The organism is Ensifer sp. ENS10 (assembly GCF_014852025.1).
Taxonomy (GTDB): domain Bacteria; phylum Pseudomonadota; class Alphaproteobacteria; order Rhizobiales; family Rhizobiaceae; genus Ensifer.
In genome coordinates this window covers 121,385-140,139 of sequence record NZ_JACVAS010000005.1, presented here as the reverse complement: position 1 = coordinate 140,139, position 18,755 = coordinate 121,385, and the positions used below count along the sequence as shown (strand labels likewise).

At 61.3% G+C, this 18,755-nt stretch carries 17 protein-coding genes; 10 read left to right on the top strand and 7 right to left on the bottom strand.

Translation table 11 applies throughout. The features are described from left to right. Positions 1-4 precede the first annotated feature (4 nt). Both IB265_RS36790 and IB265_RS19020 read left to right on the top strand, forming a co-directional pair. A complete protein-coding gene (locus tag IB265_RS36790) occupies positions 5-397 on the top strand; it encodes a response regulator (RefSeq protein ID WP_176707579.1) in 393 nt (130 codons plus the stop codon). Positions 398-500: 103 nt separating this feature from the next. After that, positions 501-1,139 carry a response regulator transcription factor gene (locus IB265_RS19020; protein WP_057248366.1) on the top strand — a complete coding sequence of 213 codons (639 nt, stop codon included), beginning with the start codon at positions 501-503 and terminating at the stop codon, positions 1,137-1,139. Between the two features lie 340 nt (positions 1,140-1,479). On the opposite strand, the gene IB265_RS19015 is transcribed toward IB265_RS19020, so the two are convergent. From IB265_RS19015 to IB265_RS18990, 6 genes are all read right to left on the bottom strand, one after another. Then, a complete protein-coding gene (locus IB265_RS19015) occupies positions 1,480-2,115 on the bottom strand; it encodes a response regulator transcription factor (RefSeq protein ID WP_112996347.1) in 636 nt (211 codons plus the stop codon). A gap of 127 nt (positions 2,116-2,242) precedes the next feature. After that, positions 2,243-2,704 (bottom strand): Rid family hydrolase, encoded by a 462-nt coding sequence (locus tag IB265_RS19010; protein WP_375293077.1) that lies wholly within the window; start codon positions 2,702-2,704, stop codon positions 2,243-2,245. Between the two features lie 114 nt (positions 2,705-2,818). Further along, complete coding sequence (locus IB265_RS19005; RefSeq protein ID WP_192495017.1) at positions 2,819-3,670, bottom strand: alpha/beta fold hydrolase; 852 nt, start codon at positions 3,668-3,670, stop codon at positions 2,819-2,821. A 279-nt stretch (positions 3,671-3,949) separates the two neighbouring features. Further along, on the bottom strand, positions 3,950-4,429 hold the full coding sequence (locus IB265_RS19000) for an adenylate/guanylate cyclase domain-containing protein (RefSeq protein WP_309140391.1): 480 nt from the start codon (positions 4,427-4,429) through the stop codon (positions 3,950-3,952). A 221-nt stretch (positions 4,430-4,650) separates the two neighbouring features. Beyond that, positions 4,651-5,580: an MBL fold metallo-hydrolase gene (locus tag IB265_RS18995; RefSeq protein ID WP_113737309.1), complete on the bottom strand. Its 930-nt coding sequence runs from the start codon at positions 5,578-5,580 to the stop codon at positions 4,651-4,653. A 617-nt stretch (positions 5,581-6,197) separates the two neighbouring features. After that, positions 6,198-7,793, bottom strand: a complete 1,596-nt coding sequence (locus tag IB265_RS18990; protein ID WP_057248358.1) for a winged helix-turn-helix domain-containing tetratricopeptide repeat protein — start codon at positions 7,791-7,793, stop codon at positions 6,198-6,200. Positions 7,794-8,022: 229 nt separating this feature from the next. On the opposite strand from IB265_RS18990, the gene IB265_RS18985 reads away from it, so the two are divergent. The 8 genes from IB265_RS18985 (at position 8,023) to IB265_RS18950 (ending at position 17,117) form a co-directional block, all read left to right on the top strand. Beyond that, on the top strand, positions 8,023-8,775 hold the full coding sequence (locus IB265_RS18985) for an SDR family oxidoreductase (RefSeq protein ID WP_057248357.1): 753 nt from the start codon (positions 8,023-8,025) through the stop codon (positions 8,773-8,775). Positions 8,776-8,877: 102 nt separating this feature from the next. Next, positions 8,878-9,972 carry an HlyD family secretion protein gene (locus IB265_RS18980; RefSeq protein WP_192495016.1) on the top strand — a complete coding sequence of 365 codons (1,095 nt, stop codon included), beginning with the start codon at positions 8,878-8,880 and terminating at the stop codon, positions 9,970-9,972. After that, positions 9,969-11,564, top strand: a complete 1,596-nt coding sequence (locus IB265_RS18975; protein ID WP_192495015.1) for an MFS transporter — start codon at positions 9,969-9,971, stop codon at positions 11,562-11,564. The genes IB265_RS18980 and IB265_RS18975 overlap by 4 nt, the downstream gene beginning before the upstream one ends. 114 nt (positions 11,565-11,678) lie before the next feature. Next, positions 11,679-12,626: an MBL fold metallo-hydrolase gene (locus IB265_RS18970; RefSeq protein ID WP_057248354.1), complete on the top strand. Its 948-nt coding sequence runs from the start codon at positions 11,679-11,681 to the stop codon at positions 12,624-12,626. Positions 12,627-12,772: 146 nt separating this feature from the next. Beyond that, the gene (locus IB265_RS18965; protein ID WP_192495014.1) at positions 12,773-14,260 is read left to right on the top strand and encodes a cyclic nucleotide-binding domain-containing protein; all 1,488 of its coding nucleotides are present in this window, start codon (positions 12,773-12,775) and stop codon (positions 14,258-14,260) included. Positions 14,261-14,405: 145 nt separating this feature from the next. Next, the gene (locus IB265_RS18960) at positions 14,406-14,816 is read left to right on the top strand and encodes a cupin domain-containing protein (protein WP_192495013.1); all 411 of its coding nucleotides are present in this window, start codon (positions 14,406-14,408) and stop codon (positions 14,814-14,816) included. A 58-nt stretch (positions 14,817-14,874) separates the two neighbouring features. Next, positions 14,875-15,633 (top strand): SDR family oxidoreductase, encoded by a 759-nt coding sequence (locus IB265_RS18955; protein ID WP_192495012.1) that lies wholly within the window; start codon positions 14,875-14,877, stop codon positions 15,631-15,633. Between the two features lie 290 nt (positions 15,634-15,923). Next, on the top strand, positions 15,924-17,117 hold the full coding sequence (locus IB265_RS18950; protein WP_192495011.1) for an MFS transporter: 1,194 nt from the start codon (positions 15,924-15,926) through the stop codon (positions 17,115-17,117). A 9-nt stretch (positions 17,118-17,126) separates the two neighbouring features. Here the strand turns inward: IB265_RS18950 and IB265_RS18945 are convergent, their stop codons facing one another. Continuing rightward, positions 17,127-18,647: a PAS domain-containing sensor histidine kinase gene (locus tag IB265_RS18945; protein ID WP_112996338.1), complete on the bottom strand. Its 1,521-nt coding sequence runs from the start codon at positions 18,645-18,647 to the stop codon at positions 17,127-17,129. Positions 18,648-18,755 lie beyond the last annotated feature (108 nt).

Here is an 18,755-nt window from a genome sequence, read left to right as displayed (position 1 = left end):
ATCGATGGCTTTGCCGCATCGGCAGGTCGTCGCGATTGTTGACGACGATCCGAGATTGCTGGAGTCGCTGGAGGACCTCTTGGAGTCGGCCGGCTACTCGGCTCGCAGCTTTTCGTCGGGCCGATCGCTTCTTTCCGCTGGGCTACCGGGTTTGGATGCGCTCATCACGGATATCGGTATGCCGGGAATGGACGGGTTCGAACTTAGAGACTTGGTAAAGAGGAAAGAGCCGAGTCTGCCTGTTTTCCTGATGACTGGACGGCACGAGATCGCCGATCAGCTGAGTGTGCACGACCGGACTTGCTGCTTCAGAAAACCCTTCGATGCGCAGGTTCTGCTTGCCACGCTTGCCGCTGCATTGTCCGACCGAGATATGGAGGGGAGCGATGAAGCCTGAACTACTGCTCAAACCGACGGTCGTTTCGCACGCGCACCGTCAAAGCGAACGCCCGCTCGTCGTGATCGTCGATGATGCGCGGGATGAAACAGAGGCCAATCTGATGCAACACGCTCAAACCAAGGCGGAAAAGCTTGCGGAACCTATCGTCTACGTCGTTGACGACGACGAGGCGATGCGGGAAGCGTTGCTCGATTTGTTCACGGTGACCCAAAAGCGGGCGACTGCCTTCTCGAACGGTCCAGAGTTCTTGGAGACTGCCGACATTCAGGCGCCCGGTTGCCTTGTCCTGGATCTGCGTATGCCGGGCGGCACCGGCCTGGACCTACAGGAACATCTCCTGCTTGCCGGGAGCCGGCTGCCTGTCATCTTTCTGACGGGTCACGCAGACATTCCAACAAGCGTAAAGGCGATGAAGGCTGGCGCCATGGATTTCCTCACAAAGCCTTTCTCCGACCAGGATCTCCTCGAGGCCGTAGATCGTGCCATAAAGCTCGACGCCGAGCGCCGCAAAGTCGAGGCGGAACGCGACCGGATCCAGGCGCTGGTGGATACCCTTTCTCCTCGCGAGCAGGAAGTGATGTTTGCGGTGGTCAGTGGCCTTATGAACAAGCAGGTGGCCTACCAACTCGGAATTAGCGAAATGACCGTAAAGCTCCATCGGATGAGCCTTATGCGCAAGATGCAGAGCCGTTCGCTGGCAGATCTCGTTCGGAAAACCGAACAGCTACGACGCAATTGAGCGACGCGCGGACCCGCAGGATTCGACCCTAGTCAAGAAAAGGAGGCCGCCTGCCCTTGGTCAAACGGCCCCTAGGTGTGCCGGCCTTGGGCGGCCGTGCCGCGGGGAGGGGACTGCGGCACTCAGATAATCACCTCCTGACGAAGGTGCCGGCCAAGGATGGTGCTGGAAGCCTACCGTCTTTCACGCACCTGCATCACTATACGTTCGTTTAGCGAAGCCGATCGCGACGCGAAGCCGGTTGTTTGTTGGACACATCACGCTGCGGACCGCAATGGGGCCAGGACGGCCGGAAAAGGGGCGCGACCGACTCTTGCGGTCGCAAGCTCAGGCAGCGACCTCACTGAAGCAGTTCCGACTTCCTTACGAGGTCGCTGAATGTACGTGCCTGCATCTTTTTCATCGCGCTTGCGCGATGAAGCTTGACCATGATTTCGCTGATCCCCAGTTCGAATGCGGCCTGCTTGTTCATGAGACCTTGGGTGACAAGCTTCATTACCTGCCGTTCGCGGGGGGTGAGGCTGGCCGCGCACTGGCGGGCATGTTTTCTCCTTGCAGCCACTTCCCGCTGCTTTTTTCCTTCCTCCATAGCTGCGGCCACCGCACAAAGCAGGTCATCCACCTCGAAGGGTTTCAACAGGAAATCGACGGCTCCCGCCTTCATGGCAGTGACGCTCGTCGGGACGTCTCCATCGCCGGTCATGAAAACGATCGGAAGGTCGAAGCCCGCATCCGACAGTTTCCTTTGATACTCGATACCGCTCATGCCGGGCAGTTTCACATCGAGCAACAGGCACCCTGCGGCCTCCGGATCCCCCCTTTCGTCGAAATCCGCGGTGTCGACGAAGGCTTCGGCCTGTATTCCTGAAGAACAGAAGAGTTCCAGCAGCGCCGAGCGAATCCTTTCATCGTCGTCGATGATGTGGACTATGTTCACGTCGGTGGCTGCTTCGATGGGGTTTGAACGTTCGGGCATTGTTTAGCTCCCTTGATCGTCAGGTACCAACATCCACCCATTTTATCCGACGTGGTTCTGCTGGCTATAAAACGAAGGTTTGCTCTACCTCGACTGTCCGCCCGGTTGACCAGCCGCTGGCTTGCTGTCAGGCGCCGCAAAGCGAAACGCACGGTGCGATCGCCCGAAAGGTGACCTCGATCAGTTGTTCGGGAAATGCCAGGCGGGAAACCCCAATGAGGTTGCTCGCACATTCAGGCACCTCGGCTCCATACATCTCCTTGCGGACCTTGCCAGAAGCCGCAAATGCGGCATCGACATCGAGCACATAGAGTGTCTCTTCGACCACATCGTCGAGTGAAGCACCGAATTCGGCAAGCACGGCGACGGCATTGGCGTAGGTCTGCCGCATCTGCTCTTCCATGGTTGAAAAATCGACCGGTCTTCCGGATGGATCCAGTTTTGCCGGGGCGACGAGGTTGCCGGCCCAGTCGTGGCTTAGCTGGCCGGAGACATAGATGATGCCTTTAACCTGCACGGCCTGAGAGTAGCCGTAGGCTTTTTCCCACGGCACACCGAAGTTTGCGGTCCGTTTTTTCGGGGAACACATGAAATCCTCCATTCCTTCCGGGTAGGCGGCGGCCGCAATTCGCAACCGCTCGAAGCTCAGTTCTGTTTCAGGTCGCGTGTGGCGACGAAGGGCGCCGAGGCGCCCTTCCACTCTCTACTTGGTGATAAAGCTGAGAATGTCCTGGTTGATGACGGCCGCGTGCGTGGTCGCCATGCCGTGAGGGAAGCCCTCGTAGATCTTGAGGGTGGAGTTCTTCAGAAGTTGAGCTGAACGGGGGGCGGAAATTGCCAGCGGAACGACCTGGTCGTCATCGCCATGCAGTACCAGGGTCGGCACGTCGATCATCTTGAGGTCTTCGGTAAAGTCGGTTTCCGAGAAGGCCTTGACGCCAAGATAGTGGGCATTGGCGGCTCCCATCATCCCCTGTCGCCACCAATTGTGGCTTACGGCTGCAGATGGTGTGGCGCCAGGACGGTTGAAGCCGTAGAAGGGTCCGTTTGCGATGTCGTGATAGAGCTGCGCCCTGTTGGTTGCGAGCGCCTCGCGGTAGCCGTCAAGCGCTTCGATCGGGAGCCCCTCGGGGTTGGTCGGCGTCCTGAGCATAAGCGGTGGTACCGCGCCGATCAGGACGAGCTTGGCCACGCGGCCCTCGCCGTGACGGGCGACGTACCGGGTCGCTTCGCCACCACCCGTCGAATGCCCGATATGGATCGCGTTGCGCAAATCCAATTGCCGCACGAGGGAGGCTACGTCGGAAGCGTAATGGTCCATGTCATGGCCACCGCTCACCTGCTCGGATCGCCCGTGGCCACGGCGGTCATGGGCAATGACGCGATAGCCTTTTGCGAGGAAGAAAAGCATCTGGTTGTCCCAGTCATCTCCGCTCAACGGCCACCCGTGATGGAACACGATCGGCTGCGCGTCGCGTGGCCCCCAATCCTTGAAGAAAATCCTGGTCCAATCTTCTGTCGTTACGTATCCGTGACCGGGTTGCTCGGCTATCATGGCCAATCCTTTCTGTGCTGGTTTTGCCGCATCAAATGATGCGTTCAAGCCGCGATGCTCAGCTCGCGAAACACGGCCCTGACGTAGGCCCCTTCGCTAACACAAGACCGTTTTGACCCCCTGGCAGGAACCGTATTTCGGCGGGAGTAGCGGCTGGCAGGCGGCGTGAAGACGCTAGCACCTGGCGCATGGCGGGAAAGGTATACCTTGGTTTCGACGATCTCTCGCAGGCCGCCTGGACCCTGATGGCGTGGTCACGAAAAGTGGCGTTGCGGCAGCCTAACCAAACGTCACGCCGCTGCCCGGACTTTCAAGGCGCAAGGCATACACCTCGATCGAGGTTGCGATGCCGTCCACCATATGAGACCCGAGGCGTTCGGTTTGCGCATGGCACCCTGCGGTGTCCACGAACTCTTGCGAGAGAAGTGCGGGACGGCGCAGGCGTTTGGTGAGTGCCTCGAGCTTGAAGCCCCTGTTGATGGCAGAACCGATCACAGTGAAGTCGAGACGGTGTCTTGAACCGATGTTGCCGTAATTGACCGCGCCGAGGTGGATGCCCAAGCCGAAGCGCACGTGGTCGTCTTGCAGCCAAAGGCGAGACGCAGCCTGATACCCCTCCCGGACCGCCGCTATCAGGTCCATGCAGGCTTCCTTACGATCCATCGGAAAAATGGCAAGCAGACCGTCTCCGATAAATTTCAGGATTTCTCCGCCATGCTTTCCAATCGGTTCTCCGACGGCGTCGAAGAAGCTGTTCACCGATAATATGCGGCTGCGATCGCGTCCGCTTCGATAGGGAGTTCGAAGCGGCGGCTCTCAGGGTTGTCTAGAACACGGTGCGGCAAGTTTAGCCTCCTCGCTGCTAACCAGGGTCAACGGCCGATCGATGCCTCGCGGTGAAAAAGCGCCGTACGGGGCAACAATCGACCGTTACTCAGGCCAAGGCAGTCGCCTGGTTCATTCCTGACAGAAGCTCTCGGTCAATAGTCCCACCAGGCCGGAACCCAGCGGTAAAGGTCGCCGGCGGTTGCGACACGGCCGACCGATGGGAACGGCATGTGTGTTGAAACCAGCCAGGAGCCAGTCTCCGCAAGCTCACGCATAAGCCGAAGCCGGACTAGGGTCGCCTCTTCAGGGTCGTGTTCGAAGCCGTTGTGCCACTCGGGGTGGTCGAAGGAGACGGGGAACAGGGCATCGCCGCCGAACATCAGCCGCTCGCCACCGGACGAAATGCGGACCACGCTGTGCCCGGGGGTGTGACCGCCGGTACGAGTGACCACCACGCCCGGTGCCACTTGGGCCTCTTCGTCAAAAGTCCGCAGATTGCTGCGATACGCTTTCAGAAAATCGAGGGACGCCTTGCGCGCCAGATCTGCGAGCGCCGGTGGCATGGCGGTAAGCGAGAAATCGGGCGCCTGCCAGAACTTGGTCTCGGCGGCGCACACGTGGACGCGAAGATCCGGGCGCATGCGCTCCTTCACGCCTTCTACGAGGAGCCCACCGACATGGTCGAAGTGCATGTGCGTCAGCACCACGTCGGTCACGGCGGCAAGATCGACGCCGGCGGCTTCCATTCGATGGACGAACTGTCCGGCCCGCGGGAAATCGGGATACTCTTCGCCGAGACCGCTGTCGATGAGGATCGTCTGGTCGCCGCTGCGCACGACAACGGCGTTCAGCGCCCAATCGAAGGCAACCTTTGACAGAAACCTGTCATCGAGCCACGCGTCCCGCACCTCGGGTTCGGCGTTGGTGGCCATCGACTCGGCCGGTGGGGTCAAGATGCCATCGCTGATGACCAGTACGTCGATGTCACCGACCCGTACCGCGTAGCGTGAAGGAACCAGTTCATCCGGCGCGGGTCTTTCTTGCGTGACGACTTTTCGGGGAATTGTTTGTGCATTCGACATGATGCGCTCCTGTTTTCGCGGTTGAGATGTGCCGGTCAGGGTTACATCGCGGAGTCTAGGTTCGGGTCTTTTGGCGGTCGAGCTACACCTGAGTATGGGGCTGCTCGTGCTCGGCCCCCGTGAAGCGAGTTCGTGCGCTTCGATCGGCGCGCCACGCGCACGCTTTGCTTCCATGCTTGTCAACGGTGGATCGAGCGAATGTCACCAAACATGCGTATAGTTTCGGCGGTCAATTCAATCGCCTAGCCTGGGTGCGTTGCTCGGTCCGTGACATCACGAACGTGATGATTGGCACAACCGCAGGCGGACTGAACTCCATGACACCCACAGAGGTTAAATTGATCGCCCTGTCCGGTGCGCAGCCGCTGCTGGACGTATCGGAGTACTGCCGGCGCGCGGGCATCAGCGAAGCCGAGGAACGGAGACTGCTGTTGCTTCTTGGGCGACAGGCGTCCTGCCACGAACTCCAGATGAACATCGTACAGCGCCGAATGCGTGCACGTTAGCGAACAGTCAAGGTCGCCTTATCGAACGCACGCTCGCAAACCTGTCGTGGTCGAGGTGCCGGACAATTGCACAGCGCGCGCTCTGTTCATTACGCGCCGCAGCGGCCATGGTCACTCCGGCAATCCTGCGAGCCGCAATCCGTCGGCAAACCGCTTGAAATCGTCCGGTCGATGGATCGGCAACCAATCGTGCAGATTGGAAACGCGCAACGCCGGATCAAGCTGCCTCAGGCGCCGCATATACCGACTTGCCTCGTCGGGACGGTTGGCAAGCGCATGGCTTGCCGAGGCAAGCGCGACTGCCACGAGCAAGCTCGGCAGGTTGGCGAGTGCCTTCTCGGCCCAGACCAGCGCATCGTCATAGTTACCGGAAAAGAAATGCGCGATTGCCGTTCCTGTCTGCATGCGGAACATCTCCGGGTCGAGCGGGCTCAGGCGAACGGCATGGGCGAGATCCTTGATGGCGCTCTCCGTTTCACCCCGAAAGACGCGCAGTACGCCACCCAGAAACCAAGCGAGTGCGAAGTTCGGATTGAGCAGTCGGGCCCTGTCGACCAACGCAATGCCGGCATCGAGGTCGTCGGCGAGATGACCGAGCGCGTGGCCGCCTCTCGTCAGCGCCACGGCATCGTCCCGGCCAAGCTCAACCGCAAGCCGCGCCAGTCTCGCGCCTTCGGCGATCTCTGCCGTGCGATCGAGCATCCAGCCGTTGAGCTTTCGCCAGAAGAAGCACCAGGCGGCGCCGGCATAGGCGGAGGCAAATTCATTGTCGAGCTCGATCGCCTTGTAGAACAGCGGCAGCGCAGCCTCGAGCGCCTCGCGGGTGCCGCTGTGCAGTTTTGCCATGCCACGAAGATAGTAGTCGTAGGCGTCGAGACTTTCGGTCGGCTTGCGTTTGGCGCGCTCCATCTCGATCCGTTCGAGTTGCGGCGAAATCGCGCCGACGACGCTTTCGGCTATCTCATCCTGCAGCTCGAAAATGTTGTCGAACGTGCCTTCGAAGCGCTCGGCCCAGAGATGCGCACCGGTCGTGGCATCGACGAGCTGGCCGGTGATGCGGACCTTCTTTCCCGATTTGCGCACGCTCCCTTCCAGAACATAGCGCACGCCGAGCTCACGCCCCGCTTCGGTCGCTTCCACGGCGCGGTCCTTGTAGGTGAAGCTCGAATTGCGCGCGATGACAAAGAGCCAGCGGAACCGTGACAGTGCGGTGATGATGTCCTCCACTACCCCGTCCGTAAAATACTCCTGCTCCGGATCGCCGCTCAGGTTCTGGAAGGGCAAGACGGTTATGGAGGGTTTGTCGGGCAGAGGGAGTTCCGGCGCCACCACGGGTGCATCTCCAGAGCTGCCATCGACGCGGCCCGAACCTTGCGAAAGGATATCGTTTCCGACATCGACAAGACGGACCTCGCCGACGAAGCGGAAGCCCTTGCGGGGGATGGTGCGCACCAGTTGCTGTTCTTCGCCGCTGTCACCGATGGCCTTGCGAACGGCGTTTATGTGGCTGGTGATCGTCGATTCCGAGACGATCCTGCCGCCCCAGATGGCGAGCAGCAGATCATCCTTTCCAACGACTCTGTCGCGATTCTCGATGAGATGCACCAACAGGTCGAAGACCTGCGGACCGACGGCGACAACCTGCCCGCTGAGCGTCAGTTCCCGGCGTTCCGGATCGAGCAGATAGCCTGCGAACTTGAATTGCACCTCAGCCCTCCTGGTCGACTTTCCCTGGTTGGCGATTGCCATCCGCGGACAACTGCCACGCCATCGCGTCGTTAGAGCATCCCCCCACGATCACACAACCGCTTGGACGGACAATCAAGCTATCCACAAGGGAAATTCAAGACAGGTCCAAGGACTTCCCTGGTGCATAGGAGCAGTCTCAGCGCAGATCGGCGGCAATGGTGCAGTCGAGAAGAAGCAGAGTGAACCCATGAAGATCGTCGTCATCGGAGGCACCGGCCTTATCGGATCGAAACTTGTGAAGAGCCTGCGCGAGCACGGACACGATGTGCTTGCAGCCGCGCCAAATACCGGCGTCAACACGATCACGCGTGAAGGCTTGGCCGCAGCGATGGATCGGACCGATGTGGTCGTCGACGTCGCCAACGCGCCGGTTTGGGACGACAAGGCCGTCCTCGAATTCTTCGAGACGTCGGGGCGCAACCTGTTGGCCGCCGAAGCTGCCGCCGGCGTGCGTCATCACATCGCGCTGTCGATCGTCGGCAGCGAGCGGTTGCCTGATAACGGCTACTTCCGGGCAAAGGTCGCGCAGGAAAACCTCATCAAGGCAGCCGGTATCCCCTACACCATCCTGCGCGCCACGCAGTTTTTTGAGTTCGTCGGCGGCATCGCGCAATCGGCAACAGTCGACGGAGAGGTTCGCCTTTCACCCGCTTTGTTCCAGCCCATCGCCTCCGACGATGTCGTGGCGGCGCTTGCCGATATTGCACTCGCGCCGCCCGTCAACGGAACGATCGAAGTCGCCGGACCGGAGGCCATACCGCTCGACGAGGTGGTCCGGCATTTCCTGCGGGCGATCAAGGATGATCGGAAGGTCGTCCCGGACGTTCACGCACGCTATTTCGGCGCACTCCTGGACGACCAGTCGCTGACCCCCGGCAAAAACCCGCGGCTCGGTGCAACTCGGTTCGACGATTGGGTCGGCCAACAGGTCGGACACTGAAATCGCAAGTATCGGGAATGGGGCAATGCTCGTGCTTCGACATGGGGGTCCGACATCCCATTTGCCGTGACGACGCCACGAAACCCAACAGGGACTGGGACAATGGATACGCTCGAAGACAAGATTGCCGCCGCCACCGGCACCGCCTCAGTCGGCGGCGCTCCGAAGCGATCCAGCAAGAAGAAGAAACTCGGCGTGTTGCTTTGCCTCGGCGCCGTGGTGGCCGTCGCAGGCGGCTGGGCCTGGGCCCGTCCGGGCAGTGAGGCGTCGACGGATAACGCCTATGTTCGTGGCGATGTCACCTCGCTTGCACCAAAGGTTGCCGGCTACGTCGTGGCCGTCGAGGTCCAGGACAACCAGAGCGTTCGGGCGGGCGAAGTGCTTTTCCGGATCGATGACAGGGACTATCGCGCTCGCCTTGCGCAAGCGGCGGCCAATGTCGAAGCTGCAAAGGCTCGGCTTGTCAACGTCGATGCGGAGACTGAGCTCCAGCACGCCCTTATTCGTCAGGCCGAAGCCCAGAAGCTATCGGCCATCGCAGAGATGAATCTTGCGGCCAAGGCATATGAACGCCGGCGCGAACTGATCCGCAGCAACACCATCAGTCAGGCGCATGTCGACGAAAGCGAAGCGGCGCGATCGAAAACGGAGGCAGGCGTATCTGCGGCCTCTGCGACGATCGAGGCGCAGAAGCAACGCATCACCGTGCTCGCGGCGCAGCGTGAAGCCGCCGTCGCGGCCGTGGCACAGGCAGAAGCGGCGCGCGACCTTTCTCAGATCGATCTGGAGAGCACGACCGTCCGCGCCCCGGTCGGTGGGGTTATCGGCAACCGCCAGGTTCGCGTCGGCCGGTTCGTCGCGCCTGGCACCACCCTGCTCGATATCGTTCCGGTCGACGATGTGTGGGTTGTTGCCAATTTCAAGGAAACGCAGCTTGAACACATCCAGCCGGGGCAGAGCGTTCGCATCACTATAGACAGCTATCCGGGTCAGACGCTTGACGGCACAGTCGACAGCTTCGCGCCGGGCAGCGGCTCAGCCTTCAGCCTGCTGCCGTCAGACAATGCAACCGGCAACTTCGTGCGCGTCGTCCAGCGGGTCCCGGTCAAGATCCGGTTTGCCAACAACCCTTTGACTGGGCGGCTGGTGCCAGGTCTGTCCGCAAGGGTGGACGTTGATCTCAGGAGCGGGTCATGACCAGGCACGTAGCCATTACCAGGAACCGCGACACGTCTGCGTCCGGAGTGTTGCTCGTCATAGGTATCGTGCTGGCGGCACTGACGGAGGCGATTGCAAGCACCGTTCTTTCGCTCGGACGCGGCGATATCATCGGTGATATCTACGCCACTCCGGACGAGTTCGCCTGGCTCGACGTCGGTTATACCGCCTTCAAGCTCATCGGCTTCATGGTCGCCGCTTCGATGCTGACCCGCATCCGTCCGCTCAGTCTCGTGATCGGATCGACGCTCATCATGGGGCTTGCGTCCGGGATGGCGTCCGCGACGACGTCGCTGGATCTTTTGATTGCCCTCCGGATCGTTCAGGGGCTTGCCGGCGGGGTCCTGCTCGTTGCAGGGCAGGCCACCATCTTCTTTGCTTTTCGGAGCGCCCATCAACCAATCCTTCAGGCGCTGTTTGCAATGGGCGCGGTGGTCGCGCCCGCAACGCTCGCTCCGACACTTCAGGGGTGGCTGCTCGACAGCCAGTCCTGGATCTGGATCTTCTACTGCAACGTCGTCCTGTCTCTCGGCGCTACCGGGCTCCTCTTGATGGTTGACGATCCGACACCCTTCATGACGAGGCAACGTCCATTTGATTGGGTCGGGATTACGCTCGTCTCGCTGGCACTTTTCTGCTTCACCTATGTCTTCAGCCAGGGAAGCCGCTGGGACTGGTTTGAACAGCCGCGCATCCTTTGGCTCTCGGTGGTCGGCGTGGCCTCGCTATTCTTGTTTCTCGGGCAGCAGGTGCTGCGCAAGGGCACCGGCCTCCTCGATTTTACCGTGTTCAGATCGGACGATTTCGCCTTCGCCTTCATCGTCAGTTTTGTCGCCGGAGCGGCGCTGTTTGGCAGCGCGTTCCTGATCCCGTCTTTTGCCGTCTCCGTTCTTGCTTTCACGCCGACCGATGCGGGCCTGCTGCTCCTGCCGAGCGGTACCCTCTTCGTCGGGGCCTTGCTTTTTGCCGCCTTTCTCATGCAGGTCCGTCGGCTTCCTCCGTTCGCGACCGTGCCCTTCGGTATCTTGATGATCACGGTGGCCATGTGGATGCTGTCCGGCTCGACCAGTGAAAGCGGTGCCGCCGACATGATGGCTGCGATCCTTTTGCGCGGCCTCGGCCTTGGTTTCCTGTTCCTGTCGATCACGCTGATTGCCTTTACCAATCTCGACAGGCGAAACCTCGCCTCCGGCATTGGACTGTTCAACACCGGGCGCCAGTTCGGCGGTCTTGTCGGCGTTGCCGGGCTTCAGACCCTTATCGACCATAACGTCGCCGCAAACGTCGCGGTTCTTGGATCAAGCGTCAATGCGGGAGGTCAGGCTGTCATCGAACGTCTGGCCGGCACGACAGCCATGCTCGCGGCGCGTGGCATGGATGCTGTTCCCGCCAGCCGAGCCGCGATGGCGCTTCTCGGCCGCGCAGTCACCGGACAGTCAATCGTGATCGCCTTCGACACGGCGTTCACTGCCGTGGCGCTGCTGTTCGTCGTCGCAGCGCCCGTGCTCGTGGCCATCAAGGTCGGATTCGCCAGGCGAGCCAAAGCACGCCACACGCACCCCGACCGTTGACCGAACGGGCCGCCCTAAACCCAGGTATAGCTCGACCGTCAACATCGCTCGAACCTAGAGTCCAAGCCGTGAACTGTGAACAGTACTCTTCGATCAGGCAAACAGGAGGGCGTCATGTCGCCGCTAGAAGCAAGATCCCATACGAACACGACTTTGGAGCCCGCGCCGCCCGGTCGGTCGGCTCCAGAAGAGCTGGTTCCATCGCGCTACGCGGTGCGGGTCGGTGACATAGAGGTGCTGGTGGTCAGCGATGGGGTGCTGCCCTTGCCAACCACGATGTTGGGACACAATGCCGACCCGGCCGATCGGGCAGCCTGGCTTGGAGACATGTTCTTGCCGCAGGATGCTTTCGACTGGTCGCTGAACGTGGTCGTGGTGCGAAGCGGTGCCCAAACCATTCTCATCGACGCCGGGCTCGGCATGGATCCGGACTTGAACCTGCCTCGGGCGGGTCAGTTGATCAGGCGCCTGGAGGCTGCGGGTATCGATCTCGCAGCAGTGACCGACGTGGTTCTTACCCACATGCACATGGACCACATTGGCGGACTGCTCGTCGATGGCGTGAAGGAGCAACTGCGCCCGGATTTGCGGATCCACGTGGCGGCCGCCGAGATCAAATTCTGGGAATCGCCGGATTTCTCGCACGCGGTCATGCCGCAGGGTTTCCCGGACGCGCTCCGGGCAACTGCCAAGCGCTTCGCGAACGAGTATCGCAACCATCTTCGACCGTTCGAGGACGAGTGCGAGGTCGCGCCGGGCGTGGTTGCGCAGCGCACGGGCGGCCATACGCCCGGGCACTGCGTGGTCCGCGTGGCCTCGGGAGGCGACCGGCTGATGTTTGCCGGCGATGCCCTGTTCGCCGTCGCCTTCGACCATCCCGACTGGTACAACGGCTTTGAGCACGACCCCGAGGAGGCTGCTCGCGTTCGGGTGCGTCTCATGAAGGAACTGGCCGAGACAGGATCGTCGCTGGTGGCCACGCACCTGCCTTTCCCGTCCGTCGGACATGTGGCGATCGATGGCGATCGCTTCCGGTGGGTTCCGGTATTCTGGGACTACTGACGTCTCCAACTGAGCGAATGGCGCGCAAGAACCATCGGTTCGCGTGCATGGCGACAAGGGCGGGTTCGCCCTTGTCCTTTTCAGAGCAAGGTGCCGCTAGCCGGCCGTAGCGGAGGGAGAAACGCTGCCTCGCCACGGGAGTGGAAATGGACCAGCAAACGCAATTGTTTCCCGTCCTCGTCTGTATTCTGGGCATCGCCGGAATTGTCGTCTGGCATCTGCAGGGCAGGGCGCGCCCAACGGCGCGGCTGGTCGTGCAGATCGCCTTCTTCGCATCGATGACGGCAGCGCTCGCCTGCAGCGGCCTCAATCCGTTTCGCTACGACCGGACCGGTCTCGATGGCGCGCAGACACTGCTCGTGACGGCAAAGACGCTCTGGTGGGTTCATCTCTCCTGGGCGGTGATCGGGTTCGTCCGGCTTTACCTTGTCCTCGACGGACGGCCGCGGGAAGCGCGACTGATCCAGGATCTGGTGGTCGCCGTCGTCTATCTCGGCGTGCTGCTCTCTACCCTGGCATTCGTCTTCGGTGTGCCAATAGGGGGCCTGCTGGCGACGTCGGGCGTCATTGCGATCATTCTCGGCCTCGCGTTGCAGAGCACTTTGGGTGACGTCTTCTCGGGCATAGCGCTGACCCTCGGTCGCCCTTATGTCCTTGGTGATTGGATCTGTCTCAGTGACGGAACGGAAGGCCGGGTGGTCTCAAGCAACTGGCGGTCGACGCATCTGCTGACCGCGGCCCACAATCTCGTGGTCCTGCCCAACAGTGTCCTGGCAAAGGTGGGGCTGACCAACATCAGCCAGCCCGACGAGAACCACCAGATCGTCGTGTCGGTTCGCGTGGCTCCAACCCGCATGCCGCACATGATCGTCGACGTGATGCATGCTGTCCTCGACAGTTGCAACGCGATCGTGAAGCAGCCGGCTCCAACCGTCGGGCTTGTGGGGATCGATGCCAGCGCGATCACGGTGGAGCTCCAGTTTCGGGTCACCAGCCCGGCGCAGCGCGGCCCAGCGCGCAACGAAATCATCGACCTGGTCTATCGGCATTGCAGGGCGCATGGTGTGCAACTGGCCCTGCCTGCCGAGAGCCCGCTGATGCAGGACCTTCGCATGTCCGACCCGCAGCACGCCGTCGCGCCGGCACAGGACCTGATCGACGCGATCCCGATCTTCTCCAATCTCAGCCAGGAAGAACGCGATACGCTTGCGGCCGCGGCGACGCCGCGCAGCTTTGCCGCCGGGGCCGAAATTGTCAGAGAAGGCCGGTCGCTCGAAAGCCTGATGATGATCAAGAACGGCGTGGTGGCGATGAAGAGCGGCGATGTGGAAATCGCGCGCCTGGCCCCCGGTGATTTCTTCGGCGAGGACGGCCTGTTGGCAGGAGTGAAGGAGAAACACGACCTCCATGCCGTCACCCGCCTTACGGTCTATGAAGTAGATCAGGCAGCATTCGCGCCGCTTTTGTCGAAGCGCCCGGAAATTGCGGAGGATCTGGCAATCCACCTGGCGCAACGGGAGGCGATCGGAGCAAGTTCGGAATTGCCAGCGAACCAGCGCGAGCGACGCAAGCTGGACCTGCTTCATGCGATCCGATCCATCTTTCGAAGCCAGCGTGAAAGCGCGAACGGTTGAAGCGGAGACGCGGCAGTTCGCACGCGGGCACAACTTCTGCTGAGACAAAATCGCCGCTGCGGCAAACCTACGTATATCTGTTTCTCTCCGGAGGCCGGCCATACGATCCCACGCATTGCCAACAACGTGAATGGAGGAGAAATCCATGCGAAAACTAGCGATTGGCTTGCTGTTTGCGACGCTGATCACCGGACCGGTAGCGGCCTCCGACGAGCCCTATAATGCCAAGGTCACAGTGGTGTTCGACCACGCCCTTCCGAATGTGCCGGGCAAGAGCATGCGCGGCGTTCTGGTCGAGTACGGCCCGGGGGGCCACAACCCGTCACATACCCACCCCAAGAGCGCTTTTATCTATGCGACGGTGATCGAGGGCAGCATCAAGAGCCAGATCAACGACGGTGCGGTGAATGTCTACAAGACCGGCGAGAACTGGATCGAAGTCCCAGGCGATCATCACCGCGTAAGCGCGAACGCCAGCGATAGCGAGCCGGCGAAGATCCTGGCTGTTTTCGTTCTCGATACGACCGAAACGAAGATGGTGCTGCCTGCAAAGTAAAGCCCTTCTTCCCATTCAAACACGGTGATCCATAGACGAGCTTGCAAGGAGCAGAACCATGAAAATCGTCATTATCGGCGGGACCGGCCGCATCGGGTCAAAAGTCGCAGAGCGCCTCAGAAGCAAGGGCCACGACGTCGTGCAATCGGCGCCGTCCACGGGCGTCGATACACTGACTGGTGAAGGATTGGCCGAGGTGCTTGCCGGCGCTCAGGTGGTGCTCGACGTCAGCAACTCGCCATCCTTCGAACCGAGCGCCGTGCTTTCGTTCTTCGAACGGTCGACCTCGAACCTGCTTGCGGCGGAGCGGGCGGCCGGTGTCGGACACCACGTCGCACTTTCCATCGTCGGTATCGAACGGTCGCCCGACAATGGCTATTTCCGCGCCAAAGTCGCACAGGAGACCCTGATCAAGAAAGGTGGCGTTCCGTACACCATCGTAAGGTCGACGCAGTTCCTGGAGTTCCTCGGCGGCATTGCCGATGAGGCAACGGTCGACAGGACCGCCAGGGTCTCGTCCGGCGCGTTCCAGCCGATCGCCGCAGACGACGTCGCGACCTTCGTCGCAGAAGCGACGATCGGCAAGCCTGAAAACCAGACGATCGAAATCGCCGGGCCCGAAAAGAAGCCCATGAGCGAATTCATTTCCGAGTATCTGGCAGCTGTCGGCGATGGCCGAAAGGTTGTTGCCGACCCGGACGCCAAGTACTTCGGCACGCGCGTCGACGATCAGTCACTGGTTCCTCTCGGATCCGCCAAGCTGGGTCAACTCGACTTCAGGACATGGAATGCCCAACAACCTCAGGCGTCAGCCTAAGATCTTTCCGTCGGGGTCGATGCGGCGACGAGACGCGCACCGGCCCCGACGCCTTTGTCTCGGGTGCGGCCACGCGCTCGAAGCAAAGAGAGAATCCAAGGTTTACGATCCACGTCTTCATCGGTCATGATGGAAATGGCAGCCGGCGACCGTCTCGAAGCTCGCAGAGGCTGGTTCGCGCAGACTTGATGTTCGACAGAAACCCGGCCCGTGCCGGCAAATCGCCGGCGCACATGATATGAAATGCCAAGGTTATTTCGACGAACAGGAAACGGTCGGGGGACCGGGCCATGGCCAAACTTTCAATCGAACCCGCTGCGTCTCGCGACCCGCTTTCACTTGTGGTCGGTGCAACAGCCTGCCAGGTGATCGGTGGCCTCGTTCCGCAAATGTCGCCTTTTGTGGTCGCGGGACTGATTGACGGTCTTGCGCTGTCCGAGCGCGACGCCGGTATTATCGCGTCGGTCGAACTCCTGGCGCTGGCCGTCACCGCTATCCTCGTCGCGCCAGTGCTGCCGCGACTATCCTGCCGGCGCGCCGGGATGTCTGCGCTTGTCGTGACCATGGCGGCCCAGGCCGCCTCTGTCGTACCGGACGGATGGACTTCGCTGGTCTTGTTGCGCGGCATTGCGGGCATCGGTGAGGGAGCGCTCTATGCCATGTCACTCAGCCTTGTCGCGTCGCATTGCCGCAATCCCGAAAGGATCTTCGGTCTGTTCCAACTCGTCTGGGCAATCGGCAGCGTGGCGCTGTTTGGCATCGGTGGCGAGGTGACAGCAGCCTATGGCCACCGAGGGATTTTTGCGCTGTTGGCGGGTTTGACGCTGGCCTTTTCTCCGCTTCTTCTTCTCATGCCGGATCTCAAGACCCTGAAGCATCCGGTCACCCGGACGCCACCGTCTGTGCCGCTTTTCGGAAGCCTGCTGTTTGCTGCGATTGTTCTTTACGTCGCGGTCTCCGCCGGTCTCTTTGCCTTCAGCGGACCGATGGGCGAGCGCATCGGTCTGGACACGGCCGCGGTCGGATACATCCTCACCCTGTCGACCATAGTTGGCCTTGCCGGGGCGGGCGCGGCGACGGCACTGAACGTTCGCTGGGGACGAACGATCCCGATCTCCGCATTCTGCCTTGGCTACGTGGTGGTGACGCTCGTCCTTTGTCTCTGGGAGAACGCGGTTGCTTACAGTGTTGCGGTCATCGTCTCCGCCGTCCTTTACTACTTTTCACTGCCGTATCTTTTCGGCCTGGCCGCAGCGCTGGACCAAAGCGGGCGCTGGGCGGCCGCAGCCGGATCGGCGTATCTGCTCGGATTTGCCGCCGGGCCAGTCTTTACAGGGGCCGTGATTGCAGCGTCGGGGTATGCAAGCCTCGCGGCGGTCTGCGTCAGCATGACGATTGCTGCCTGGGCCCTTGCCGTGTCCGTCGTCGCCCGCGCCTTCAACGGACGTCGCCTGGTCGGCCGCCTCCCCAATTCGCCGGCTTAGGTTGATATCCTAGGTCGCCGAGGCGACGGGCAGAGCGAAGGTGACCGTGGCGCCCAATGTCTCGTTGTTGGCCACCCATAGCTTCCCGCCATGGGCTTCCACGATCGATCGGCAAATCGGCAGTCCCATGCCCATGCCGTTGCCCTTCGTCGTAAAGAACGGTTCGAACACGCGCTCCGGATCCTTGAATCCGCTTCCGGTGTCCTCGACCGAGATCCTGATGGTGTCGAGGTGATCGTGGCTGGACACGATCTTCAGTGAACGCAGGGGGTTCGTCGTGTCCATGGCCTGGATGCCGTTGCGGATGAGGTTTACCAGGACCTGCTGAACCTGAACCCGATCGAGCGCCACTTTGGGAAGATGCTGGTCCAAAACCAGGTCGATGCGGGTCGTCGTTGCAGCGATCTCATCTGACATCAGATCAAGCACCTCGTAAACGAGGCGGTTCACGTCTTCGACCGCCCGTGACTGCGGCTGGTGTTTGAAAAGCGCTCGGATGCGGCTGACAACCTCGACGGCCGCCGCAACGTCCAGGGTGATGCGCTCTGCTGCGCGCTTGCCGCGCTCGATGTTCGCAGGCTCGGCCGAAAGCCAGCGCAGGCATGCGTCAGCGTCGGCGGCGATCGCCGCCAGCGGCTGGTTGACCTCGTGTGCGATTGAAGCGGAAAGCTGCGACAGATTGGCCGCCTGGGTCGCCCGCGCAAGCTTCTCGGCCGAACGGCGCAAGGCAGCCGTTGTTTGCACCTGATCCTCGATATCGTGGCAAAGGCCGAACCACTGGACGATGTTGCCGTCCTGATCCCGCATGGGCTCCGCACGGCCGGACATCCAGCGATAGACGCCGTCTGCCCGAAGCAACCGGTACCGCATCGAAAATCGCTCCCCGGTCGCAAGGCAGCGGGTGAGCTCTGCATAAACAGCGTCCGCGTCGTCCGGATGGAAAATCGTATCCATGACGGATGCAACGTCACTCACGTTTGAGAGATCAAGACCCAGATAGTCCGCCATGCGCCGGTTGACGAGCGTAGTGGTGCCGTCGGGTGTCAGGCGCCAAAGATTGCTCGGAACCATGTCGACCAGCAAGGATAGCTCGACCGAGCGAGCACGCAGGCTCTCCTCGGCCTTCTTCTGGTGCTCGATGTCGATGGTCTGCCCATGCCAGACCGTAACGCGACCGTGTGCGTCCCTTGACGGTCTGCCCGACGCGCGAAACCAGCGAAACGCGCCGTCCGCGCCACGCAGACGGTGCGCGCTGTCAAACGGCTCGCCGGCGTCCATGCTCCGCCGCCAGGTCGTCGCCACAAATCGCTGATCGTCCTTGTGGATGCGTTCAAGCCACGCACCGTGGTCTTGCAGGCCATTGCCGAAATATGCGTCCATGCTTCGGTTGCGATAGATGAACCGGCCGGCCGGATCCATCGACCACATGTGGCCGGGGACGTTGTCGAGAAGGTCAAGCGCGAACTCGGCGCTGTTGCGAGTATGTTCGCGAAAGGCGGCGTCTTTCCTTAGTCCGTCGTCGTTGGACATCTGTCGCTCCGCAGAAGACGACGGTCAAGAAAAGGACTTCACGCCGAAGCTCGGCGGCGGACCGGCAGCCTTGGTGAATGGATGGCCGCATTATATCCCGAAGGCCCT